Origin of the sequence: Enterobacter sp. 168J2 (assembly GCF_034107265.1) — a bacterium.
GTDB classification, from domain to species: Bacteria; Pseudomonadota; Gammaproteobacteria; order Enterobacterales; family Enterobacteriaceae; genus Enterobacter; species Enterobacter nematophilus.
In genome coordinates this window covers 311,383-335,370 of record NZ_JAWNEB010000006.1, presented here as the reverse complement: position 1 = coordinate 335,370, position 23,988 = coordinate 311,383, and the positions used below count along the sequence as shown (strand labels likewise).

At 47.9% G+C, this 23,988-nt stretch carries 19 protein-coding genes; 13 read left to right on the top strand and 6 right to left on the bottom strand.

Features of this window, described 5'->3' with window-relative positions; translation table 11 throughout:
* Positions 1–542 precede the first annotated feature (542 nt).
* Positions 543–1,730, top strand: coding sequence for a tyrosine-type recombinase/integrase (locus USG84_RS17480; protein WP_151412651.1), 1,188 nt, complete (start codon positions 543–545; stop codon positions 1,728–1,730).
* Positions 1,731–1,857: 127 nt separating this feature from the next.
* Here the strand turns inward: USG84_RS17480 and USG84_RS17475 are convergent, their stop codons facing one another.
* From USG84_RS17475 to USG84_RS17465, 3 genes are all read right to left on the bottom strand, one after another.
* The gene (locus tag USG84_RS17475; RefSeq protein WP_253543282.1) at positions 1,858–2,073 is read right to left on the bottom strand and encodes a hypothetical protein; all 216 of its coding nucleotides are present in this window, start codon (positions 2,071–2,073) and stop codon (positions 1,858–1,860) included.
* On the bottom strand, positions 2,070–2,276 hold the full coding sequence (locus USG84_RS17470) for a hypothetical protein (RefSeq protein ID WP_253543283.1): 207 nt from the start codon (positions 2,274–2,276) through the stop codon (positions 2,070–2,072). The genes USG84_RS17475 and USG84_RS17470 overlap by 4 nt, the downstream gene beginning before the upstream one ends.
* Before the next feature lie 175 nt (positions 2,277–2,451).
* Positions 2,452–4,377, bottom strand: coding sequence for a DUF927 domain-containing protein (locus USG84_RS17465; protein ID WP_253543284.1), 1,926 nt, complete (start codon positions 4,375–4,377; stop codon positions 2,452–2,454).
* A 190-nt stretch (positions 4,378–4,567) separates the two neighbouring features.
* Here USG84_RS17465 and USG84_RS17460 point away from each other — a divergent pair.
* The 10 genes from USG84_RS17460 (at position 4,568) to USG84_RS17415 (ending at position 17,401) form a co-directional block, all read left to right on the top strand.
* Positions 4,568–5,742, top strand: a protein-coding gene (locus tag USG84_RS17460; RefSeq protein ID WP_151412654.1) for an IS3 family transposase whose coding sequence is annotated in 2 segments (ribosomal slippage) — positions 4,568–4,826 and positions 4,826–5,742 — 1,176 coding nt in all. Because the reading frame shifts where the segments join, the coding sequence is not laid out codon by codon here.
* 41 nt (positions 5,743–5,783) lie between these two features.
* On the top strand, positions 5,784–6,197 hold the full coding sequence (locus USG84_RS17455; protein WP_253543286.1) for a ubiquinol-cytochrome C chaperone family protein: 414 nt from the start codon (positions 5,784–5,786) through the stop codon (positions 6,195–6,197).
* A 102-nt stretch (positions 6,198–6,299) separates the two neighbouring features.
* Positions 6,300–7,013: a helix-turn-helix transcriptional regulator gene (locus USG84_RS17450; protein ID WP_151412655.1), complete on the top strand. Its 714-nt coding sequence runs from the start codon at positions 6,300–6,302 to the stop codon at positions 7,011–7,013.
* A 58-nt stretch (positions 7,014–7,071) separates the two neighbouring features.
* Positions 7,072–7,287 (top strand): hypothetical protein, encoded by a 216-nt coding sequence (locus USG84_RS17445; RefSeq protein ID WP_253543287.1) that lies wholly within the window; start codon positions 7,072–7,074, stop codon positions 7,285–7,287.
* A 165-nt stretch (positions 7,288–7,452) separates the two neighbouring features.
* Complete coding sequence (locus tag USG84_RS17440) at positions 7,453–9,321, top strand: DUF262 domain-containing protein (RefSeq protein WP_253543288.1); 1,869 nt, start codon at positions 7,453–7,455, stop codon at positions 9,319–9,321.
* A 203-nt stretch (positions 9,322–9,524) separates the two neighbouring features.
* A complete protein-coding gene (locus tag USG84_RS17435) occupies positions 9,525–11,081 on the top strand; it encodes a type I restriction-modification system subunit M (protein ID WP_253543289.1) in 1,557 nt (518 codons plus the stop codon).
* The gene (locus tag USG84_RS17430) at positions 11,078–12,202 is read left to right on the top strand and encodes a restriction endonuclease subunit S (RefSeq protein WP_253543290.1); all 1,125 of its coding nucleotides are present in this window, start codon (positions 11,078–11,080) and stop codon (positions 12,200–12,202) included. The genes USG84_RS17435 and USG84_RS17430 overlap by 4 nt, the downstream gene beginning before the upstream one ends.
* Positions 12,203–12,318: 116 nt before the next feature.
* Positions 12,319–15,435, top strand: a complete 3,117-nt coding sequence (locus tag USG84_RS17425) for an HsdR family type I site-specific deoxyribonuclease (RefSeq protein ID WP_253543291.1) — start codon at positions 12,319–12,321, stop codon at positions 15,433–15,435.
* A 221-nt stretch (positions 15,436–15,656) separates the two neighbouring features.
* The gene (locus USG84_RS17420) at positions 15,657–15,899 is read left to right on the top strand and encodes a hypothetical protein (RefSeq protein ID WP_320738391.1); all 243 of its coding nucleotides are present in this window, start codon (positions 15,657–15,659) and stop codon (positions 15,897–15,899) included.
* Between the two features lie 683 nt (positions 15,900–16,582).
* Entirely contained in the window at positions 16,583–17,401 is an 819-nt protein-coding gene (locus tag USG84_RS17415) for a DUF4225 domain-containing protein (protein ID WP_151414074.1), read from the top strand.
* On the opposite strand, the gene USG84_RS17410 is transcribed toward USG84_RS17415, so the two are convergent.
* From USG84_RS17410 to USG84_RS17400, 3 genes are all read right to left on the bottom strand, one after another.
* A complete protein-coding gene (locus tag USG84_RS17410; protein ID WP_151414073.1) occupies positions 17,379–17,705 on the bottom strand; it encodes a hypothetical protein in 327 nt (108 codons plus the stop codon). The two genes, USG84_RS17415 and USG84_RS17410, sit on opposite strands and share 23 nt — an antisense overlap.
* A gap of 251 nt (positions 17,706–17,956) precedes the next feature.
* Positions 17,957–19,744, bottom strand: coding sequence for a hybrid sensor histidine kinase/response regulator (locus USG84_RS17405; protein WP_061097084.1), 1,788 nt, complete (start codon positions 19,742–19,744; stop codon positions 17,957–17,959).
* Positions 19,741–20,373, bottom strand: coding sequence for a LuxR C-terminal-related transcriptional regulator (locus tag USG84_RS17400; protein ID WP_151414072.1), 633 nt, complete (start codon positions 20,371–20,373; stop codon positions 19,741–19,743). The genes USG84_RS17405 and USG84_RS17400 overlap by 4 nt, the downstream gene beginning before the upstream one ends.
* A 175-nt stretch (positions 20,374–20,548) precedes the next feature.
* On the opposite strand from USG84_RS17400, the gene USG84_RS17395 reads away from it, so the two are divergent.
* On the top strand, positions 20,549–20,863 hold the full coding sequence (locus USG84_RS17395; RefSeq protein ID WP_253543293.1) for a lipoprotein: 315 nt from the start codon (positions 20,549–20,551) through the stop codon (positions 20,861–20,863).
* A 113-nt stretch (positions 20,864–20,976) separates the two neighbouring features.
* Positions 20,977–23,979: an autotransporter domain-containing protein gene (locus tag USG84_RS17390; RefSeq protein ID WP_320738390.1), complete on the top strand. Its 3,003-nt coding sequence runs from the start codon at positions 20,977–20,979 to the stop codon at positions 23,977–23,979.
* Positions 23,980–23,988 lie beyond the last annotated feature (9 nt).

The window sequence follows — 23,988 nt, the reverse complement described above, 5'->3', positions numbered from 1 at the left end:
ATCTCTTAGAGAATCATTACATTTAGATATCTATTGGATATTATACAGCGTTTCAGTGTATGACTCCCCTTGAATAACGTCAAATATATTTTCCACCGGTGGTTTAACAACATTATTCATGCTTAACTCTCCAGTTTTATCAATCTTCTATGTGACTTATACGCTAAAATAGTTGATAAATATCAAAATAAACCTTAACTAAAGAACAAGGTCGAATCTTCTTTCTACAACATATTAAAAAGCCAAATTCCGGTTTAGTGTATAAATGGCAATTTTTGTATGCCTGCATATAATATCCCATGTCATGTAGTCATATCAAACTCAAACACATATTATATTTGCGACCCCATCTCGCACGGCACCTTTACCCTTGAGACCAGAGTTTGACCGTAAAGTCTGTCCTTCTGCATTTCTCTTCTTCATTCAGCTCATGTGGTACTTACATTCCCTTCTCCACGCCAGAAAATCAATGTAGCCATTAACAACGCCGTGCCGGGGATGGGTCAACCCTGACGTTCTTTACACCAGTCACAAGAGGTTATATGTCCACTCCCAAACGCTTCCGTTTTACTAATCAGCTCATTAAATCACTGCCCCCTAACACATCAGATGCACGCAGCACCGATGCCGAATACAGCGATACCGAGATTTCCGGCCTCAAGTGTCTGGTCAGCAGAAGAGAAGGTCGTAAAAAGTTTTTGCTACGCTACCTCTATCATGGACGAAAACGCGCCATCGCCATTGGTCACTGGCCTGAAGTGGACGTCAATCTTGCTCGTCTGATTGCCATAGAACATAAACGCTCCCTTGCCACCGGCACTGACCCTAAGCAGGAACGTGAAAACAAGAGAAGGGAGCTGACGTTCGATGAACTCTTTAATCAGCATTATCTGCCATGGGCAAAATCCGCTAAACGCAGTTGGGGAAAGGATGTTCAGCGCTACCGCGATCATATCCGCCCCGCCATTGGTCAGAGGCTGCTGAGCGATATCACACCAGCCAGCATTCTGCGCCTTCAGCAGACGTTAAGTACTTCCCTGTCAGCGGCGACCTGTAACCGTGTCATCGTACTCATTAAAGCCGTCTTTACATGGGCCGGAAGGCAAAGCATGACCTCTGTTCATCCGGCAAGGGTGGTACAGCTTCTCAGGGAGAACAACGCCCGACAGCGTTATTTCACCGAGGACGAAATTCGTCGTATTTTTCTCTCCGCCGATAACGATACCAGCCCCGTAGCTGCCCGCTATGTCAAACTGCTGTTACTGACCGGCCTTCGTCGTGATGAGCTGCGTCTTGCAAGGTGGGAGCATGTTGACCCGGTTAAACGCACCCTGTGGCTCCCTGAAACCAAGAATGGCTATGGACGGATTGTGCACCTTAACTCACTGGCGATGGGCGTAATCAGAACGCTGCCAACGCAGCGCGGAAATACGTGGTTGTTTATCGGTAAAAAACAGGGCATGCCGCTGAGTAACCCGGTTAAAGCCTTTCAGCGTATCGTGCGTCGGGCGGGAATTTTCGACCAGGAAGTGTGTATCCATACCTGCCGCCATTCGGTTGCCGCCCTCATCGTGTCCTACGGCGGTACGCTGTATGACGTTCAGGCTCAACTGGGGCACCGTAGCAGTCAGTCTTCACAGCGTTATGCACATCTTCATCCTCAGCGCTTACAGAACACCAGTCAGTTACTGGCGGAACGTATCTGCGCTCAGTTACCCGATACGTTGTAGCAAAAAATGCAGAGGGGCCGCCCCTCTGCATTCACAGCCGTTTATCGATAAGTAACTACCTCATAGATATAGATGTTTTCATGTGCGAATTTCGATTTCGTTACTGACGTGAAAATCCAGTATAAACCTATGAATTATTGCCGAATGGAATACCATTTTCAAAATAGCTCATCATGTCTTCTTCGATACTATCGCTATCATTTTCACCCTCCCAGTTATTACGGCGGGAGTCATCGCAGTTATTGAAAACTCCCACTGCGATTTCTTTTGCATCACTAATTGTCATATGAGGCCAATCACCAAGAGAACCATAGTAATCCAGCCCTCTACACTTATATTTCACAAAAATTCGATTTGAAAATCACCTTTAACAATTGCTCTAAGAGCAGGAAATTCGCCATCAAAAATCTCTCGTTGAATACCATAAAAATTGCATTGAGCCTGTGTCATTAAGAGCCTGTAACGTGTAAATTTTACTTTCCCCACATTTTCGGAACTAATCGCCTGTGGAAACTCAGGACATTCATCAGGAGTTGTATGATACATTTTAAAATTACCTTTAGTTGATATATACATTGAATAATTAAAAAATTAAATGCCCATTTTGTGCACAACCTGCCCTCTGAGCATTCAGATTATATTTCCGGATCCTACAATTTAAATTACGGCACGAAAAATCTTAATTAACCTTATATTATTTAATCTCTATTCCTGCTCCCTCTTAAAAGTCAGCGCCAATGTTACAGCCAAGAAATGTATTCATAACCAGATAAAAAGGTTGCTGAACTCCCTTCTGAGGACGTTTTTTGTAGTGGCCCTGACTTTCTGGTTTGAGGTGATTTTTTTTTGCCAATGCTTTTGCCACATCAGCAGGTTTAATGCCTTTTTTGGCACACCAGCCTTCAAAAACAGGAGCGAAAATCATCATGTTATCGTTCTTATCCGTGTACCCCCAGTGGTTGTATGGGGTATGCGCATCCTCATCAAGCAACGGCATTAAATGGGACGCTCTGGTTGTGAGAGGATCGTGCTGGATAGCCGTAAGCACCTGCTTTAGTGGGCTATACTGGTTTGGTTTATCATCCAGCCAGCGACGAGCCGCGCTCATTACCGCATCCTCAATAACATCTTCACTGAACGGAAGGATATTCCATGATGCTGCCAGGATACCGGCACACGAACATAGGGAAAATCGTTTTAATGCGCGCAGCTGAATGTCACTAAGTGCATAACCTTCTTCCTGCAACTCACCGACAAGACTGTCACGCTGTTCTTCTACTGCCCCCTGAATAGACAGGCACATTTCATCCCAGGACTGCGGTTCATCATCGTCATTATCCAGTGCCAGCAAATTAGCAATAAATTCCTTACCCGCCGTACCATAAACTTCACTCAGGCCATTTTTCAGACTATCAGCACGGCAGCGTACCCTTTCTGATGATTCGCCCTCTTTACGGGCATCTTCAGGCAAAACATTGAGGCTAATGGCGCGATGTTCCTGTCCACCCTGAAGATGTTCTTTTTCCGTCGCTAGCTTCTCAGGAATGGACATTTCACCTGCGGAGAGAATTAACATTTCCCATGTATAAAGCTCACGTATATCCAGATTCTTGTCCATTCTGCTTTTACCCTGACCGGCGGTAATGTTGTACAGGAGCGAAGCGAAGTCCTTTTGTTTATAAGCCCCCAACTCATCCACACATGCCAGTAGGCCTGAGAACTGACTCAGTCGCTTCTCTAGCGCATTCACCGTGGTATTCCAGCAAAGAACATTGACAAGCTTTCCACCTCCCGGCTCCCCGCCATGACCATGAACTGACATTGCAAGCTGGAGAAGGATCGTTTTTCCAGTCGTTGACCCACCATAGAAGTGAAACATCGCCACATCCATTTTGCACAATGCAACCAGCATGGACGCAAAGGCAGAACACAATGCAAAAATCTGTGGCCATCCATGGACATTCTTTTTCACCAGAGCCTTCCACGCATCCAGCGTGCCGGACTCAACGATCCCTGCGGGTGTACGCTGAACGGAAATAAGGTAATCAAACCCAGGGATGTTCTGTGCTAAAGGCATATTGCCATGTAAGAACGCTTTCTTGCCGGGTACAAATCCCATTGAATCAGCGACAAGGTAGGTAGGGAGAGCCAGCGCTTGCTTCATACATGCCTGTAAGAACTGCGCCAACAGCTCTTTCGTCTTTACCGTCATAGTGATACCGAAACCTTGCGCTGTCAGGGAGCCAATCACACTATCGGGGTTTAGCGTAACGTTGCTCAGTGAAATTTCAGCGCAGACATACTGACCCGCATGATTAATGGTCATGAGTTCGACACCCATATTGCGCTTCTTACACGCTGAATAATGCCTGCTGACGGGAACAATAGCAGTAGAACTGAGCTGAAACACTTTTTTGCCATCATCATAAAAAAGCCCATGCGGTGAGTTAACAAACCCATCAGGCAGACCATCACGACCCCCTTTTGCCGAAATCTCATCGACCGCAATGCTGATTGCAATTGCCTTTTTAAGGATTTTCTTCGCATTTGCCTGATGCAATGCCCGACGAGCCAGAAATCCATTCAGTTTTGAACAGGCAAAACGCGGCATTGTCGTTAAGGGGGAGGGTGTCACTATGTTATTCATTATCTAATCCTCAATTAAAAACAGATAAATCGCGTGCAGGGAAAAAAGGAACTAACCTGCCTATGGATAGTTATGCTTATACCTGGAACGTATCCATCGCCTTGTTAATGGCCTCGTGTAGTGGCACACTAAATTTGGCCACCTGAATAGAGGTGATATCATCGCCTCATAGTCAAAAACAGGTGACATTATGACCGGACGTAACAGACGCAATTTTAGCCCTGAGTTTCGCCTTGAAGCTGCCCAGCTTGTACTCGATCAGCACTACACTGTTGCCGCCGCTGCCACGGCAATGAATGTCGGCAAATCCACGATGGATAAGTGGGTCCGCCAGTTGAAAGAAGAACGAGCGGGAAAATCACCCATAGCTTCACCCATGACACCTGAGCAGATTGAAACACGCGAGCTGAAGAAAAGACTTCAACGTGTTGAAATGGAAAGGGATATATTAAAAAAGGCTACCGCGCTCTTGATGTCAAACTCCCTGAACAATTCTCATTAGTTGAGAAACTCAGGGCGCGGTTTCCCGTTGCCGTTATGTGCAATGTGTTTGGGGTTCATCGCAGCAGCTATAAATACTGGCGGCAACCAAAGAAACCTGATGCCACACATGTGGTATTACTCAGTCTTGTTCGTGAAAGCTATCGCGAAAGTAATGGTTCTGCAGGTGCACGTAATATTGCCGCGATGGTCACAACCAAAGGCGTAAAACTGAGTCGCTGGCGGGCAACAAAGCTGATGAAAGAACTTAATCTCATCAGCTGTCAGCAGCCCGGCCATCGATATAAGAAGGCGTCTAAGGAACACGTAGAGATCCCCAATTATCTTGAGCGCCAGTTCGCAGTAACAGAACCTAATCAGGTCTGGTGTGGTGATGTGACGTATATCTGGACAGGTAAACGTTGGGCTTATTTAGCCGTTGTGCTTGATCTGTTTTCTCGTAAACCAGTTGGCTGGGCGATGTCATTTTTCCCGGACTCTGCACTGACAACGAAAGCGCTGTCCATGGCCTGGGAAGCGCGAGGAAACCCCTCTAATTTGCTGTATCACTCGGATCAAGGTAGCCACTATACCAGCAGAAATTTCAGACAGTTACTGTGGAGATATCAGATAAAGCAAAGCCTGAGTCGCCGGGGGAATTACTGGGATAACAGCCCGATGGAACGTTTTTTTAGAAGCCTGAAAACAGAGTGGGTGCCGAATAATGGATACGCCAACTTTAGTGAAGCCAGCGCAGCGATAACGAACTACATCACGGAATATTACAGCCAGCTCAGACCCCATCAATATAATGGTGGTTTGACGCCGAATGAATCAGAACGATTGTTCTGGAAAAACTCTAACGCTGTGGCCAGTTTTTGTTGACCACTACATACAACAGCAAATCCAGCGTCGAGACGATTGAAATGAATCTGCTGATGAAGATTCTGGAGAAAAGCCTTAAGAAGATGACGCCCGACCAGCTAAAGACTGTGGCGGAAGAATTGCAGACAGGCTACAGCAATCCCACACCGGAGCTGCTGACCATGGCAATACAGGCGGGGATAAAAACATCCGGGTTTGCGGCCTATCAGATGGCACTTGTTGTAACGAATGGCGTGGCGAAAGCCTTGTTAGGCAGAGGGCTGACCGTTGCAGGAAATGCCATGCTAACACGCACCATGGGCGCTTTTGCCGGTCCCGTGGGCTGGGTGCTCAGTTCTCTCTGGCTGCTGATTGATTTAGCCGGTCCCGCATACCGGGTGACGCTACCATCCTGCATTTTTATTGCCTACATGCGCCAGAAGCATCTTTATTCACCTGAGAATACTGACGTTTAGCACTTACATTTAAGATTTTCAGGCTTTAAAAAACTTCAGAGGGCGGACAAATCCTGTCCGCTACTGCTGGCATCATTTCCCGGCAAAATTCGGGAACGATGTATGACACTGATAACACAAGAAAACGAACATGACAGACTGGCCACCCGCCTTTCCATCATCCTGAGCCGTTTGTTTCAGGGTGAAAAGCTGCATATCGGGACGCTGGCAGAAGAATTCGGGGTGACAACGCGAACGCTGCGGCGGGATTTCAATGTCCGTCTGACGTACCTTGATATTGAACAGAGCAACGGCGTGTATCAGCTTGCTTCGCATTACTTTCGCCGCCGCACGGAACGGGATATGAAGATACTGGCGAGGTTGCTACATCTTGACCGTCTGTTACCCGCGATGGACGCCAAACTGCTGAGCCTGATGCTTGACGGGGAACGCCCCTCGCCCTACAGAATTATGCTTCCGGAGCCGCGCCAGAAACCAACGCTGTTCGGTGATTTCAGCAGACTAACCCTCGCCATACTTAACCAGACCAAGGTACGTATCAGAACCGACGAAAACGTCAGCCATACCGTTCATCCCTATCGTCTGCTTTGCAGCCATGCAGAGTGGTTTCTTGCCGGATGTGCTTTATCGGGCGTGTTCGTTATTTCCCTGTCCCGAATCAGGCTAGTAGAGGTTATACCAGATACAACTTTTGAGATCGATAACACACTCATTTCGCTGATTGAACAGTCTGACTTTATGGAAGCGTTACCCCACATGAACATTATTCATCAGATAATGGATTACGGGGCAAAACAACCGAATAATCGCAATTAAAATCACAACATATTATTAGTGATGATTAAATCACATTAACATGATAAGTGAGAAAGTTATGATTATCGATAAAGAATATGCACTTGTAGATGCAACAGCAAGACTTAACACTGACCTGAGGGATTATGAACATGAAATAAACAACGCCGCCATTATAACATTTGGCAATGACCTCATTGATGTAATCGTATATCAGTTCAGTTTTATCATCAGTGTCAAAACAGATGGTGAGAAGATAAAGCACGGTCTTCTTGTTAACTTCGGGAAAACATAGCAAGACAGGTTTCATCTCTTTGTGCATCCGCAATGCGAGTCTACCCGAATGAAAAACACAAACCGAGCCGTCAGCTTTTCAATTGCATAAATTAGTTTGTGCAAAGACTGTACTACCGACACGCAATAAATTAAAATAGGCCAGCTAATATAACATATGAGGTTTATGATGGCTGGCCAGTATGAAAAAGCAATAACGATAAAACAAGCGATAGATTCGATTAATTTACGCCACTATCTTCTGCCTGCAATTCAGAGGAAGTTCGTCTGGAGCAGCAGGCAGATATGCCTGCTGTTTGATTCCATCATGCGAGACTACCCGATAAACTCTTTCATGATGTGGGATATCCGTAGTGCCAGTATTAAAAATGATTACAAATTCTATGAATTCCTGAAAGAATACTGTCAGCGATTTAATGAAGAAAACCCCTGCGTAGCAACAAATGCTGGATTTCATGATTTCAAGGCGGTGATTGATGGTCAGCAGCGTCTCACATCATTATATATTGGATTGTGTGGAACGTATGCGTATAAACGGCCCCGGGTGTGGTGGCCTTCGGCACAGGATGATCGCATCCTGCCGCCCAGAAAGCTTTACGTCGATTTAACAGCGCCACTTAAGTCAGACGACGAACTCATGATGAAGTACAACTTCAGGTTCCTGACCGAGAAGCAATATACTGATTCACTTACCGATAACAAACATCACTGGTTCTGCCTGCACGAAATATTCAAATACGAACAACATGATTCTCCTGATGATATTTTATTTAACGTTGTCGTACCAGAACTCGAAAAAAGAGGACTCATTTCCAGTGAATTTTCCAGAAAAACATTACTGAGACTTTATACAAAGATAAGAACTGAGAACATCATTCACTACTTCAATGAGAGCAGTCAGGATATTGATCATGTGCTGGATGTTTTCATCCGCACGAACAGCGGGGGGACAAAACTTGAGTTCTCCGACTTACTGATGTCAATAGCGGTAGCGCACTGGCAGGGGGATTTCAGAAGAGAACTGGATGAACTGACAAAAAATATTTATCAGAATAATGAAATGGGTTTTTATATTGAAAGAGACTGGTTCTTAAAAACCAGCCTGATGCTTATTGACTCTGACGTCCGGTTCAAAGTAAAAAACTTCACTTCAGAGGAGGTCGGTAAGATACAACAACAATGGTCTGAAATAAAATCCTGTATCAAGGAGACTTTTATTCTTATCAGGCGATTCGGCATCAATCCACAGTCTTTGATATCTAAAAATGCAGTCATTCCTGTGGCCTACTGGCTTTACAAAAAGCAAACCAGTGGACATCCATTATATACAACGATTAATCTCCTGAATAAGAACCACAATGAACGCTCAGTAATTAGCCAGTGGTTTTACATGGTACTTCTGAAAGGGATCTTTGGAAGCCAGGCCGATGCGCTACTCACGAGCATCAGAGATGTAATGAAAAATAGTCTTTCAGATATTCATTTTCCTCTTGAGAAGATTATTGCCAGATATAAAGGCTCGAATAAGGACCTCAGATTTGACGACGAATACATCGAAAGCCTTCTGAATATCAGATATGGCGAAGGTCGTTGCCGTGCACTATTGCATCTTCTGTTCCCTGAAATGAATCCGACCGAGGTGTTTCATATTGATCACCTTCACCCAAGAAATCATTTTTCAAATAAATATCTTGAAAAATTAGATTATGTTGCGAATTCACCAAAGAATCCAGGCTTTTATGAAAACCCGGAACACTGGGACACCATACCGAATCTTCATTTACTGAATCACTCTCAGAATATAAGTAAACAGGATACATCCCTGAAACAATGGCTATCTCATTCATCAAACAACTATACGCCATCAATGTTGTTAGTTTCAGATGACAATATTGAGTTCAGTCGCTTCCCGGAATTCTACAATGAGCGAAGAAACGCCCTGAAGCAAAGACTGCTGAATCGGGTATTTCTTACATCAAAAATAGATTCATCACCATCCACAATGGATACGGATGAAGAAATTCTCACCGACTGAACGTTCAGCCCCGATAGTATTGGGGCTTCAGTATTTATCGTCAGCACAACGTTTCTACTGGCCTGACTGAAAGAGTGTTGGCTACACAACCGGGCAAACGAACTCTCAGTGCAACGCATGACATACAAAGCCTGTCATCCATATGAAATTGCGATAAAATCGGGCCAATAACAGTACTTAAGAATCATACAACAGGATACAAGATGACAAGCCTTCAGCAGCGTGCAGAGCTACACCGTCAAATCTGGGCCATTGCCAATGATGTCAGGGGCTCAGTAGATGGATGGGATTTTAAACAGTATGTACTCGGTGCCCTTTTCTACCGCTTCATCAGTGAGAATTTTTCCAGCTACATGGAAGCAGGGGATGAGAGCATACATTATGCAGCACTTGATGACAGCATCATTACCGATGACATCAAAGACGATGCCATCAGGACTAAAGGCTATTTCATCTACCCGAGCCAGCTGTTCTGCAACGTTGCCGCTAAAGCGAACACCAACGACAGGCTAAATGCTGATTTAAACAGTATCTTCGTCGCTATAGAAAGCTCTGCCTACGGCTATCCGTCTGAGGCCGACATCAAAGGCCTCTTTGCCGATTTCGATACGACCAGCAATCGACTGGGTAACACAGTTAAAGACAAAAACAGCCGTCTTTCCGCCGTTCTTAAAGGCGTTGAGGGGCTGAAGCTGGGGAATTTTAACGAGCACCAGATTGATCTGTTTGGTGATGCCTATGAGTTCCTGATTTCTAATTATGCGGCGAATGCCGGTAAATCTGGCGGGGAGTTCTTCACTCCTCAGCACGTCTCTAAGCTGATTGCTCAGCTTGCGATGCACGGTCAGACTCACGTCAACAAAATCTATGACCCTGCAGCAGGCTCTGGCTCACTGCTGCTTCAGGCGAAGAAGCACTTTGATAACCATATCATTGAAGAAGGTTTTTATGGTCAGGAGATAAATCATACAACCTTTAACCTGGCGCGTATGAACATGTTCCTGCACAACATCAACTACGACAAATTTGATATCAGACTGGGGAATACCCTGACAGAGCCTCACTTTGGCGATGAAAAACCGTTCGATGCGATTGTCTCTAACCCGCCGTACTCGGTTAAGTGGATTGGTAGTGATGATCCGACCCTGATTAACGATGAGCGCTTTGCTCCTGCTGGCGTACTGGCCCCGAAATCAAAAGCTGACTTTGCATTTGTGCTACATGCGCTGAACTACCTGTCTGCTAAAGGGCGTGCAGCAATAGTTTGCTTCCCCGGTATTTTCTACCGTGGCGGTGCAGAGCAGAAAATCCGCCAGTACCTGGTCGACAACAATTATGTTGAAACTGTGATTTCACTCGCTCCAAACCTGTTCTTTGGCACCACCATTGCCGTTAACATTCTGGTGCTGTCAAAGCACAAAACAGATACCCGCGTTCAGTTTATTGACGCCAGCGGGTTGTTTAAGAAAGAAAACAATAACAATATCCTGACTGATGGTCATATTGAACAGGTTATGCAGGTCTTTGCCAGCAAAGCAGACATTAACCATTTAGCGAAAACCGTACCTCAAGAAACAGTTGCTGCCAATAACTATAACCTGTCAGTCAGTAGCTACGTCGAAGCCTTGAATACTCGCGAAATAATTGATATCTCCGAACTGAATACTGAACTGAAAATCACCGTCGCCAAAATCGAACAGTTACGTAAGGATATCGACTCAATTGTGGCAGAGATTGAAGGTGACGAGGCGCAATCATGAGTGGGTTGAACTTTCTGAACAAATTGCTGGATGGGGTTGATGTTGAGTGGGTTACACTAGGTTCAATAGCAGATATTGGTACGGGCAGTTCAAATCGCCAAGATGAAAGTGATAATGGAACCTACCCATTCTTTGTTCGTTCAAAGAACATATTAAAGTCAGATACTTTTGAATTTGATGAAGTAGCCATAGTGATTCCCGGTGAGGGCGGAGTTGGCGACATCTTTCACTATGTTGAGGGTAAGTATGCTCTACATCAGAGGGCGTATAGGATTAGTATTCAATCGAACTCCTTGATTACGAAGTTCGTATATCACTTCATGTTATCCAGCTTTAAGCAGTACATTTTGATGAAGAGTGTGGGAGCAACAGCCATTTCGATTAGAAAACCCATGCTGGAAGGATTTCAAGTGCCAATACCCTGCCCAGACCAGCCGGAAAAGTCTCTCGCCATCCAGTCTGAAATCGTCCGGATTCTGGATAAGTTTAACAGCCTTACAGCTGAGCTTATAGCTGAGCTTACCATGCGAAAAAAACAGTATAACTACTATCGCGACCAGTTAATGAATCTTGAGGAAAGGGAAGATACTCGAGAAATGAGTATAGGTGATATTTATGATTTTCAGTATGGAACAGGCAATACAATTCCTAAATCTGGAGGGCAATATCCTGTTTATGGTAGCAACGGGATTGTAGGCTCCCATGACAAATATAACAGCGAAGACTCGCCTGTTATTGGCCATATAGGTGCTTACGCAGGAATCGTTAATTGGGGCCAGGGTAAGCATTTTGTTACATACAATGGAGTTATTTGTAGGCACAAATCGAAGGAAGTTCTTCAAAAATACGCCTACCATTTATTACTTTTACAAGATTTCGGGTCAAAATCTAATAGTGCATCACAGCCTTTTGTTTCATATAACATATTAAATGCTCCTATTGTTTTGGTTCCCCCTTTACAAGAGCAAGCTCGTATCGTCGCCATCCTCGATAAATTCGATACACTGACCAGTTCAATAACCGAAGGGCTTCCTCGTGAAATCGAGCTACGTCAGAAGCAGTACGAGTACTATCGCGATTTACTGTTCAGCTTCCCGACATCGGAAGCTGCCAGCAATTGACAGGCCATAGATACCGGTAGGGTATGTTTTCACCCACCTGGTATCAGGCTTTACGAACGCCGGAAGATGCTTCTGATACCCTTCCGGGCTTTGCCAGATAACGTACAGGATGCACCATGACACAACAGACACACACCATTGCTGAATCCAATAACTTTATCGTCCTTGATAAATACACAAAAGTTATGGATACCGGTGACAGCTACCAGAGCGAATTGGACCTTGAGCGGGAGCTGATTCAGGACCTTCTTAATCAGGGTTACGAATTTATCTCAGTTAAGTCACCGACAGCGATGCTGGCGAATGTGCGGGACCAGCTTCAGCGTCTTAATGGTGTGGTGTTTAACGAAAGTGAATGGCGGCGTTTCGCAGAGCAGTATCTGGACAGCCCCAGTGACAGCAGCCTGGACAAAACCCGTAAAATCCATATCGACTATATCTGTGATTTCACGTTTGATGACGGTCGTCTGGAAAACATCTATCTGATAGATAAAAAGAACCTGCTTCGCAATAAGGTGCAGGTCATTCAGCAGTTTGAGCAGACCGGCTCACACGCTAACCGTTATGACGTCACCATTCTGGTTAACGGCCTGCCGCTGGTGCAAATCGAACTCAAAAAGCGTGGCGTGGCGATTCGTGAAGCCTTTAACCAGGTACACCGTTACAGCAAGGAAAGCTTTAACAGCGACAACTCCCTGTTTAAATACCTGCAACTGTTTGTGATATCTAACGGAACCGATACCCGGTACTTTGCCAGTACCACTAAGCGGGATAAAAACAGCTTTGATTTCACCATGAACTGGGCGAAATCGGATAACACCCTGATAAAGGACCTGAAGGACTTTACCGCCACTTTCTTCCAGAAGCATACCCTGCTGAATGTTCTGTTTAATTACAGCGTGTTTGACAGCAGCCAGACTCTGCTCGTCATGCGCCCCTATCAGATTGCCGCCACTGAGCGAATCCTCTGGAAAATTAACAGCTCATTTAAAGCGAAGAACTGGTCAAAACCCGAAAGCGGCGGGTTTATCTGGCATACCACCGGGTCAGGCAAAACCCTGACCAGCTTTAAGGCCGCACGTCTGGCTACGGAGCTGGACTTTATTGATAAAGTCTTCTTCGTGGTCGACAGGAAAGACCTCGATTACCAGACCATGAAGGAGTATCAGCGCTTCTCTCCGGACAGTGTCAATGGTTCGGATAATACAGCAGGCCTCAGAAGAAACCTGGATAAGGACGATAACAAAATTATCGTCACAACCATTCAGAAACTCAATAACCTGATGAAAGCCGAAGCTGACCTGCCCGTCTATCAGCAGCAGGTGGTGTTTATCTTTGATGAGTGTCACCGCAGCCAGTTTGGTGAGGCCCAGAAAAACCTCAAAAAGAAATTCAGACGCTTTTATCAGTTTGGTTTTACCGGTACGCCTATTTTCCCGGAAAACGCGCTGGGAGCAGAAACCACAACCAGCGTCTTCGGACGTGAATTACATTCTTACGTAATTACTGATGCGATTCGTGATGAAAAAGTGCTGAAGTTTAAGGTGGACTATAACGATGTCCGCCCACAGTTTAAGTCTCTTGAAACGGAAACTGATGAGAAAAAACTCAGCGCGGCTGAAAACCAACAGGCATTTTTGCACCCCCTGCGTATCCAGGAAATAACGCAATACATTCTCAATAACTTCCGTCAGAAAACGCATCGTACCTTCCCGGGAGCAAAAGGCTTTAATGCCATGTTAGCAGTGAGCAGCGTGGATGCGGCAAAAGCTTATTACACGACCTTCAAATTGCTACAGGAAGAGGTAGCGAAAAAATCAGGCAGCAATAAACGTCTTCGGGTGGCAACCATCTTCTCCTTTGCAGCTAACGAAGAGCAAAGCGCTATTGGTGATATTACTGACGAAAGCTTTGATACCAGTGCAATGAACAGCAGCGCGAAGGAATTCCTGGATTCAGCCATTGATGACTATAACAACCACTTTAAAACCAATTTCAGCACCGATAGTAACGGTTTCCAGAACTACTACCGCGATTTAGCTCTACGAGTGAAAAATCAGGAGATTGACCTTCTCATCGTGGTGGGAATGTTCTTAACCGGCTTTGATGCTCCGACGCTCAATACTCTGTTCGTTGACAAAAACCTGCGTTATCACGGTCTGATGCAGGCATTCTCACGCACCAACCGTATTTATGATGCAACCAAAACCTTCGGCAATATCGTGACCTTCAGGGACCTGGAGCGTCCGACCATTGATGCCATCACACTTTTTGGCGACAAAAACACCAAGAATGTGGTGCTGGAAAAAAGCTACGAAGAGTACATGCAGGGCTTTACCGATGCGGCAACCGGTCAGGCTAAACGAGGTTTTATGGCTGTTGTTTCGGAGCTGGAGCAGCGCTTCCCTGACCCTGCCAGTATCGATAGTGAAAAAGAGAAAAAAGCCTTCGTCAAACTGTTTGGTGAATATCTGCGGGCAGAAAACATCCTTCAAAACTATGATGAATTTGCCACGCTGAAAGCCCTGCAGAAGGTTGATATTAGTGACCCGGAAGCGGTAGAAACCTTTAAAGCAGAGCACTATTTGGATGATGAAAAATTTGCTGAATTACAAACCATTCGCCTCCCTGCCGAACGTAAAGTTCAGGACTATCGCTCAGCTTACAATGATATCCGGGACTGGCAGCGACGCGAAAAAGCAGCAAACGACAGAGATAAATCAACCACAGACTGGGATGACGTGGTGTTTGAAATTGACCTGCTTAAGTCGCAGGAGATTAACCTGGACTACATCCTTGGTCTGATTTTCGACCACAATCGTCAGAAAAAAGGTAAAGAAGCCCTGACTGAAGAGGTCAGACGCTTAATCCGGTCAAGTCTGGGCAACCGTGCCAAAGAAGGTCTGATTGTTGACTTTATTCAGCAAACTAACCTTGATGACATGCCGGACAAGGCCAGTATCATTGATGCATTCTTCACCTATGCTCAGCGTGAACAGCAGCGTGAAGCGGAAGCGTTGATTAAGGAAGAAAACCTCAATGAAGAGGCTGCAAGGCGTTACATCCGCACATCACTCAAACGGGAGTATGCTACCGAAAATGGCACTGAGCTAAATGAGACGCTACCAAAGCTCAGTCCGCTGAATCCTCAGTACAAAACGAAAAAGCAGACTGTATTCCAGAAAATTGGGGCGTTTATCGAAAAATTTAAAGGGGTAGGAGGACACCTCTAGATGCCAGATAAAAGAACAATGCGCTACCGCAATTTATAGGTAAGATTGTATCCTTTAACCTGCATCAGACCTGTTATGATCGATGAGGCGTTGGTTAATGTTAATGCTAACTGGATGAGTTTTAAACGCTCATTCAGACAATTAGCGTCCAGAACTCACAGAAACCACTGCTTGATTTTGGATGGTAAAGTGCTGAATGGATGTATCACAGGAGAATACTTATGAGCGTAACTATAAAAGACGATCGACTCCGTACCATCGCTACCTTTGACGGTAAAACCTTGAAAGACGACCGACTCAGGACCATCGCAACATTTGATGGTAAAACCTTGAAAGACGATCGACTCCGCACCATCGCAACATTTGATGGTAAAACACTTAAAGACGATCGACTCAGAACCATCGCGACAGTTAATGGTAATGTCAGTATTGGTGTTTTGGCGTTTGCTGCTAGGCTGTTTTAAGGTTTAGAGCCTATCTCAACAGAGATTAATACTTCACCCGAAAGATATAATATCAGTTTCTAAAAGCCTGCACCGTCTGATTTTTAGTCATTGAATCGTGAGAACGGGAAATAATTTCTCTACTATGAGGATAGGCTCATAATGGTAGGATCCTGGTAGCTTCGAAACGCCGTATTTAAGCATTACTTAAGTCACGTATAACCAAACTTAAACATTTTTCTCAAGGTAAACTAGTAAAAAACTGTCAGTGCTGATGGGCCGTTTGGCCCCTTTTAAAGGGATTGAAAATCCCCGTGTCCTTGGTTCGATTCCGAGTCCGGGCACCACTTATTTTGAACCCTCGCTTCGGCGGGGGTTTTTGTTTTCTGAGTCAGCAACTTGTTGGTTGAACAGTAGTTACCGCCCTTATCTTTTCTCCGGCCCACTTCCCGGTGGTACGCAATTGGCGTGTTTACCGCCACACAGAAACAGAAAAACCTGACCTTCACCGATCTGTTCAAGTATTGTAAGGCACATATCAACCCCACAAAGCCCGACAAAGCGGCGTCGCGTATACGTGAAGTGACTTCTGCTTCAGACCACGTAACCACATTGCTACTATATAGTGCATTGGCTCGCATGGCTGTCAGGGGGTCGTTTATCAGTCTAAGCAGTGGCCGGTAAAGCAATGGAGAGAAATTACAATGGATGCAGCATTACTTAACATGATGCACTCAGGTGGAAGAAATAAAGCCTGGGCGGAAACTATGGTGAATATGGAAGCCAGGAAACTGGTAAATACAGCCAACACTCTGTCGGCTTTTCATCTCAGCGATAGTCTGACTCGAATGAAGTTTGTTCAGGAAATTCGTGACCTCATAGAACAACAGTTTACGTTAGCACGTCGGGCTCAATCAGATGAAGAATGCATGGAATGCGTTAAAATTCTGAGAGAAGAAAACTGTAACCTCCTGGAACAAGCTCGTTTATTACGAACGAAGGCGGCGAAGCTTTACGCTAAAGTCGAGTTCATCCGAGAGAATAACAAAATTGTTGGGTATGTGATCTCGGCTGTTAGTGTTGTCCTGGCCGGCGCTGAAATAGCCGCAGGATTTACCCTCATTGGCACTATGACCCCTCTCGGGGTTCTTGCTGGTGCGATTCTGGTTACTGACGGGGCAAACAGCATCAGTAAAGAAGTGGCTCGCTACGCAACTCACAACACTACCAGTGAAGGGCTGGTCGCGAATGCCGCGATGTCTACAGCTGAGTTTATGGGCTTTAGTCGTGAGAATGGGTTAGGTGTCTATAAATCAATTTCACTGGCCGCTAATGCGTACACCATTTTTGGCTTGTTACGACGACCTGGTACCTGGCGACTATTTCGTTATCTGCCTGCTGACTATTACCGAAAGGTAAGCACACTGAGCCGCCCGCAGCTTACAATGAAAATAGCTAGTTATGGCGTGAAAGCTAAGATTATTTTTGATTTGTTGTCCGTCAGCGACCCGTCCCAGAATTAGTCAGCATTTTACGATAACGCCAGGATTTGTAGCCAAGTTTTGCTGGCGTTATATACCAGATGAAAGGTAGTACAATCAATAACGTGAGCGCAAGCGTCAGGCTTGTATCCCTGGATGCAAGTACAAGAGTTAAAGCCAATATGATGAAGGCAATAATAGTTATCCACTTCATTGCTTTAAAACGATTGGCCAGATCATGAGTTACGCTATCAAACGAACCACCGTAATTTTCAATATTGTTTTTTAGCTTTTGAAGATCTCGTTTGCTAAAACCTGATTTTAAAAGTGCCTCTTCGCTGGTCATTTTGTTATCCGTCCCATAACCCACTGAAACCTGTGACGAAGTTTAACTTAATTTGACGGATAAATCGCTACCTGACGATATTCGTCAAATTTATATATATCAACTAGTTGAAGATATCTTAGAGTACACGCTCGAAAACTGACATCTACCCAGTGCAAGAAACGTGCAGGACACCGCGAACTATCTGGCCTTACAGCCTGGCGACCGGGAGCAGGCGGTGAAGCGCAACGCTGCTGCTGTTATCTATTCCCCTATCCACGACACCCCGACCACTGCGTCAGCAGCGCATGCAGTTTAGCCGGCTCCAGAGGCTTGCGCAGCACCAGATACCCTTCCTGCTCCGCCTCCAGCAGAACCGGCGAATTAAATTCGCCGCTGACCATAGCGCCGCTCATGTCCGGCAGACGTTCAAAAAGCGCTTTCAGGATGTCGAAGCCGCTTTCGCCGGATCGCAGGCGCTGGTCGCACAGCACGGCGAACGGCGTGAAGCCGTCGTCGATGATGGCGAACGCTTCTTCAGCGGAGGCCGCGCAGCGCACGTTGATCCCCCAAACGCTCATCAGGCTCTCCCAGGCAGACGTCACCAGCGGGTCGTCATCGACGACCAGGCAAGAACCGCAAAGCGGCGCATAGCGTACCGGCGCAGAGGTGTTGGTATCGGCGGGCGGGGTGTCCGTCGCGATCTCTTCGCCAGCATATTGAGTAAAGCGCATCCAGAAGCGTGAGCCTTTACCTTCAATGGATTGCATTCCGTACTTCACCTTCATCAGCCTGGCACAGCGGGCAACTACGGCCAGGCCCAGCCCGTGTCCGGCGCTATCGATCTTCCAGGCCAGTTCGGGGCGGTAGTAAGGGGAGAATATTTTACCTTTTTCGTCATCGGCGATACCGACACCCGTGTCCCACACCTCCACCAGGCACTCGTCACCGCGCGGTCGGATGGCGACCAGCACGCCGCCCTGCTGCGTGTAGCGGAGGGCGTTTTGGATCAGGTTAATCAGCGATTGTCGCACCAGCAGCGGGTCGCCCATCACGTGGATGCGGCGCTTGGGCCGACGGGTGGACAGCCTGAGTGCGCGGCTGTTGGCCTCTTCGCGAAACAGCGTGATCACCGAATCGAGCAGAGCGCCGATGTCCACTCTGGTAGGGGCAGTGAGCACTTTCCCGGATTCAATCTTGCTGAGGTCGAGCAGAGAATTGAACATCAAATGCACCGAGCGCACGCTCTGCTGCAGGTCAAGCAGCTGGGGCGTCAGGCTGTCGTCCCGGTTCCGGTGGATAATCGCTTCAATCAGAAAGCCCATGGCGTGTACCGGCTGACGCAGGTCGTGGCTGGCCGTTGTCAGGAACTGGTTTTTATCCAGCAGCGCCTGCTCCGCTTCCTCTTTGGCCTGGCGAAACTGTTCAGCCAGGCGTGAGCTTTTTTCCTCAAGCAGCGCTTGCTGAATAAAGTACGCGTGCGACGTTAACGCATGGCGGTAAATGGCGAAGCCGTACAGCAGGTTTAGCATCAGCACAATGAATATCAGATCGTCCAGCCGCCAGATGATGCCGATGTTCAATACTCCCCAGGAGGCGAAGAAAAAACACGTAAAGGTGCTGATGACCGGCGTCAGATGCGTCGCATTGGCGGCGACGATGGCGGCAATACTGATATTAAGGAGCAGGAAGAAGTCAAAGTTCTGCGTCTGCGGAGTAATTAAATAGAGAGATGAAATTCCCAGCCCGTGAATAAAAGCGATCTTATTTATGCGCGGAAGCCAGCGGCGCAGGACGTCCTCTTCATCATGCTCTTTCACTTCGCGCTGGTAGCGTCGGTGCAATATTCGAATTGCCACGGCACATAACAGGTAAATAATTATCCAGGTAATGGTTGGGCCAAGTTTATCGCCCAACAAATAAATCCAGATGGCGAAAGGAATACCAACAAATGGTACCGCGCTAAAGCTAAACACCAGCCGCAAAAAAGTGTTGTTTAGCAAACGGATCTGCGCGGGAGAAGAGATGCCATCTTTCTGTAAGCTCTGGAAAAACTTCATTCTGATGATTCCCGTTTGCCATGCAGAAGCGTGATGGCTTCGACCCGACTGTTAACGCCTATCTTTTTCAATATATTGCTGATGTGTTCTTTGACCGTAGGCTCAGAAATTGAAAGCTGCGCGGCGATTCGTTTATTTGGCAGGCCGCGCATAATCATATTTAACACGTCTATTTGTCGCGGCGTTAAGTTAAATTTACTTAACTTCTCATTATTCGCCTCAGCGGAAAATTCGTTTCTCTCAGGAAACCAGGTCAGATTATCAAGGAGTGCACAAACGGCCCGTGAGAACATTTCAGGTGGCTCGCTTTTCAATACGAAACCGTGTCCCCCGGCGGCGTGAACTTTCTGCCAGATGTCATTATTGTCATCTCCGCTGACCACCAGGAACCGTACCTGTGGGTAAAGTTGTTTCACTTCTTTGAGTAATTTCAATGCCGTTCCGGACGAAAGCCAAAAATCGATTACCAGCAAACGCGGTGCGCCATTATCCCTAATTTGACGGTAGCAATCTTCCTCATTCGTCACCACGCACGCCTGCTTAAACTGGCAATGTGAAATCAGAAAATTGGCGATGCCGCTTGCTACCAATGGATGGTCATCAACGACCAACGCATAATTCTGCCCCAAAGGATCCTCCTTTTACCTTCGCATATCTGAGAGTACAGATGAATTATTATCTACCCACCCTACTTTAGGAGGGTTTTATCGATTAGGAAAGGGAAATATATTATTCGCTGATTTGGGTAATTGAAAACATAAATACAATCAGTGAAATTAACTGATTGGATATCAAGGATAATTTATGAAAAAACCTCTCGTCTTTTTAAGCGTTACGTTGATGCTAGCCGGTTGTTCCACGCTAAAAACCGATCAGGCTATTCCACTCCTGCAGGCCGAAACCGCTAAAATGCTGGGGCTGGGCTCATCGGATGAAATAACCGTGACCAATGTTAATGGTGCCCAGCCGGACGCACTGGGAGGGCAAAAACTGTCTTATCGCGCGACGACGGAAAAAGGGCGTATTTTCGATTGCTCATCAATGATGATGCCCGGGATTTTAGGATCCGCCCCGACGCTGAGCGCGCCAACCTGTACCCCTGTTGTCACTCATAAATAATTAACGGCAAATAAAAGGCGTACATAAATAACGCCTTTTATATTTTCTGACGTATTTGAGTTTTCATAAAAACGATTTTCCAGACATCACGCTAATGAGTACGGAGATAGCCCGTGAATAACTCTACATCGCATGCTTTAGCGGTTAAGACTCCGCTTTCCAGACTTTACCTCGCTCTATTTTCCGCGCCGCTGTTACTGCTTTCACCTGCCGATTTCGCACGCGCAGCCGATGCAATTTTTGATGGCGATTCGCGTATTACCGAAACGCTGGGTTACACCGGAGATGTTTACGTTGGGCGTAATCAAGCCGGAAACCTGCTGATCGATAATGGCAAAATCACCGCCTATAACATCAACATCGGTCGGCTGTTCGACGGCCAAATTTATGAAAGCGTGGTCACGGTCCGTGGGCCAAACGCCGAGCTTAACGCGGTGAACGATCAGTACGTCCTGCGCGGCGACCTGAATCTTGGCCTCGGCACCCTGCGAGTCGAAGAGGGCGCGCTGGCCAGCGCAAAGGAGATCGTTGTCGGCACCACCCGCGGCTACGACAGCCACCTTATCGCCACGGGCGCCGGCTCTCGCGTGACCAGTAATTTTCTCAGCGTAGGCACCGATCTGGGGGCACGCTCCACGCTGGCGATTGAGGACGGCGCGGCGCTCAGCACCGCCTACGATGCGCGCATCGGCAACGGTACCGGGCCGGGTGAAACCGACACGCTGAGCCCGAAAGCCACCGTCACGGGGGGCGGCTCACAGTGGAATGTTGGCCGTACGTTGACGCTTTATGGCGACCTGGACGTGCTGAACGGCGGTGCGGTTAACGTTGGCGGCGTGCAGGTAGCCGGCGTCTCCGGGGCAGGTAAAACCGCCGAGCTGGTTATTGCGGGCAAAGACTCGCGCTTTACCAGCGGCAGCAGCGTGAGCGTGGGCGATTATGGCAATGGCGTGCTGTCGGTGATTGACGGCGGTTCATTTTCCGCTGGCAGCAATACGCTGATCGTGGGGACCTCGGGTTCCGGCTCTAACCGGGGTGCGCTCATCATCGGCAGCCGCGGCAATATGGACACCGGCACCGGTTTAACTGAGCCAACGCTTGGCGCGGCGGGCGGCGCGGGTACTCTCGATGCGAATACGGCAATCAGCCTGCGCGGCGGGCTGTTCGGCAGCTATGTCTACTTCAACCATACCGACGGAAATTACGTCTTCAGCAACACGATGAGCGGCGAAGGTGAGGTGATCAATACCTCCGGGCAGACAACGCTGAACGGCGATCTTTCAGCCCTTCAGGCGAACGTGACCGCGCGCGGTGGCAAAGTGATTATCGCCAGCAACATCAACACCCAGCCAGAAGACGATATCTTTGATATTCAGACGCTTAGCGCCGAGAACGGCGGGACGCTGATCCTCAACGCGACGGCGGGATCCGACGTTAGCAACGGGCTGGGCTACAGCAGCGCCGCGTCAATCAAGGCCGGCGGCACGCTGGGGGGGAACGGCACGCTGGGCCAGACCGAGATCCTGTCCGGCGGGCATATTTCACCCGGGGATGGCGATATCGGCACGCTGACGCTGAAGCGTTATCTGAATTTTGTGGGCGAATCTTTCTATGACGTCGACATCGCCGGTGATGGCCGCAGCGACCAGCTGCTGGTAGCAGGCAAAACGACCATCAGCGATCGGGCTCAGGTACTGGTCACCGCGCTGGATCCGCAAACCAGCTACAAAACGGGCCAAAGCTACCGCATTTTAACCTCCGACGGGGGAATTGACGGTCAGTTCGCAGGGGCGATATCTAAATCCGCCTTCCTGGACGTGGCGCTCAACCAGAGCACCAACGCCGTCGATCTGACCATCGCGCAGAAAGAGACCGGCGGCGAGAATCCGGGAGGCGAAAACCCGGGGGGTGAGAATCCGGGTGGAGGAAACCCAGGCGGTGAGAACCCGGGCGGAGGAAACCCTGGCGGTGAGAACCCGGGCAGCGGCAAGCCGGGGATTTTCCAGACCGTCGCCGAAAGCAGCAACCAGTGGAATACCGCCGGCGCGCTCTCCACGCTGACGCAAAGCGGCCCGTCGCTGGCGCTGTACAACTCGCTGCTGGTGCTGAGCGCGCCGGAAGCGCGCGAGGCGTTCAACCAGCTTTCCGGTGAAGTTTATCCATCAGTACAGTCCAACCTGATCGCCGGCAGCACGCAGGTGTTTAACGTGTTAAACCAGCGCATGCAGCGCGCGTTTGATAACGACAGCCTGCCGATACCACCGTTGGCGATGTCGCTGGTGCAGCAGCCGGAGCCGGAAAACAACGGCGTCTGGGGCCAGACCTTCAGCTCCTGGAGCCGAAACAGCGGCGACGGTAACGTGGGCAAGCTGGACGGCAACACCACCGGCTTCCTGCTGGGGGCCGATCGCAAGCTGGCGGACCATAACGTGCGTGTCGGCGGCTACTTCGGCTACAGCCGCGGTGATTACGACATCGACAGCCGTCGTTCCTCAACGGATACCGACAACTACCACCTCGGCCTGTATGCGGCGGGTCAACAGGATGCGTTCTCCCTTCGCGGCGCGCTGGGTTACACCTGGCACAAGATTGAAGGCGAGCGCAGCGTTGATTTCAGCGGCTTTTCTGACCGGCTGAAGTCAGATTACGACGCCAACTCGCTGCTGGCGTTCACCGAAGCGGGCTACCGTTTCGGCCAGCCTGATATGAATATCGAGCCGTTCGTCAATTTATCGTACGTTCGACTGCATACCGACAGCTTCAGGGAAGACGGCGGCGCCGCAGCGCTGAGCGTACGTAACGAAACGATGAACACCTTCTACTCCACCCTCGGGGTTCGTGGTGTGACCGAGCTGCCGAAGAACGTTAACCTCTACGGTTCGTTGGGCTGGCAGCACGCCTATGGCGATAAGAATACCTCTTCGCGCATGGCGTTTGCGGGCAGCGACGCGTTCATTACTCAGGGTCAGGCCGTGGATGAGGACGTGATGGTGGGTGATATCGGCGTGAGCGTACAGCTTTCTCGTGCTGCAACGCTGGATGTGGGTTATCAGGGGCAATATGGAGCGGATACCCGCGTCAACTCGGTTAACGCGAATCTGCGCTGGTCATTCTGAATTATATCC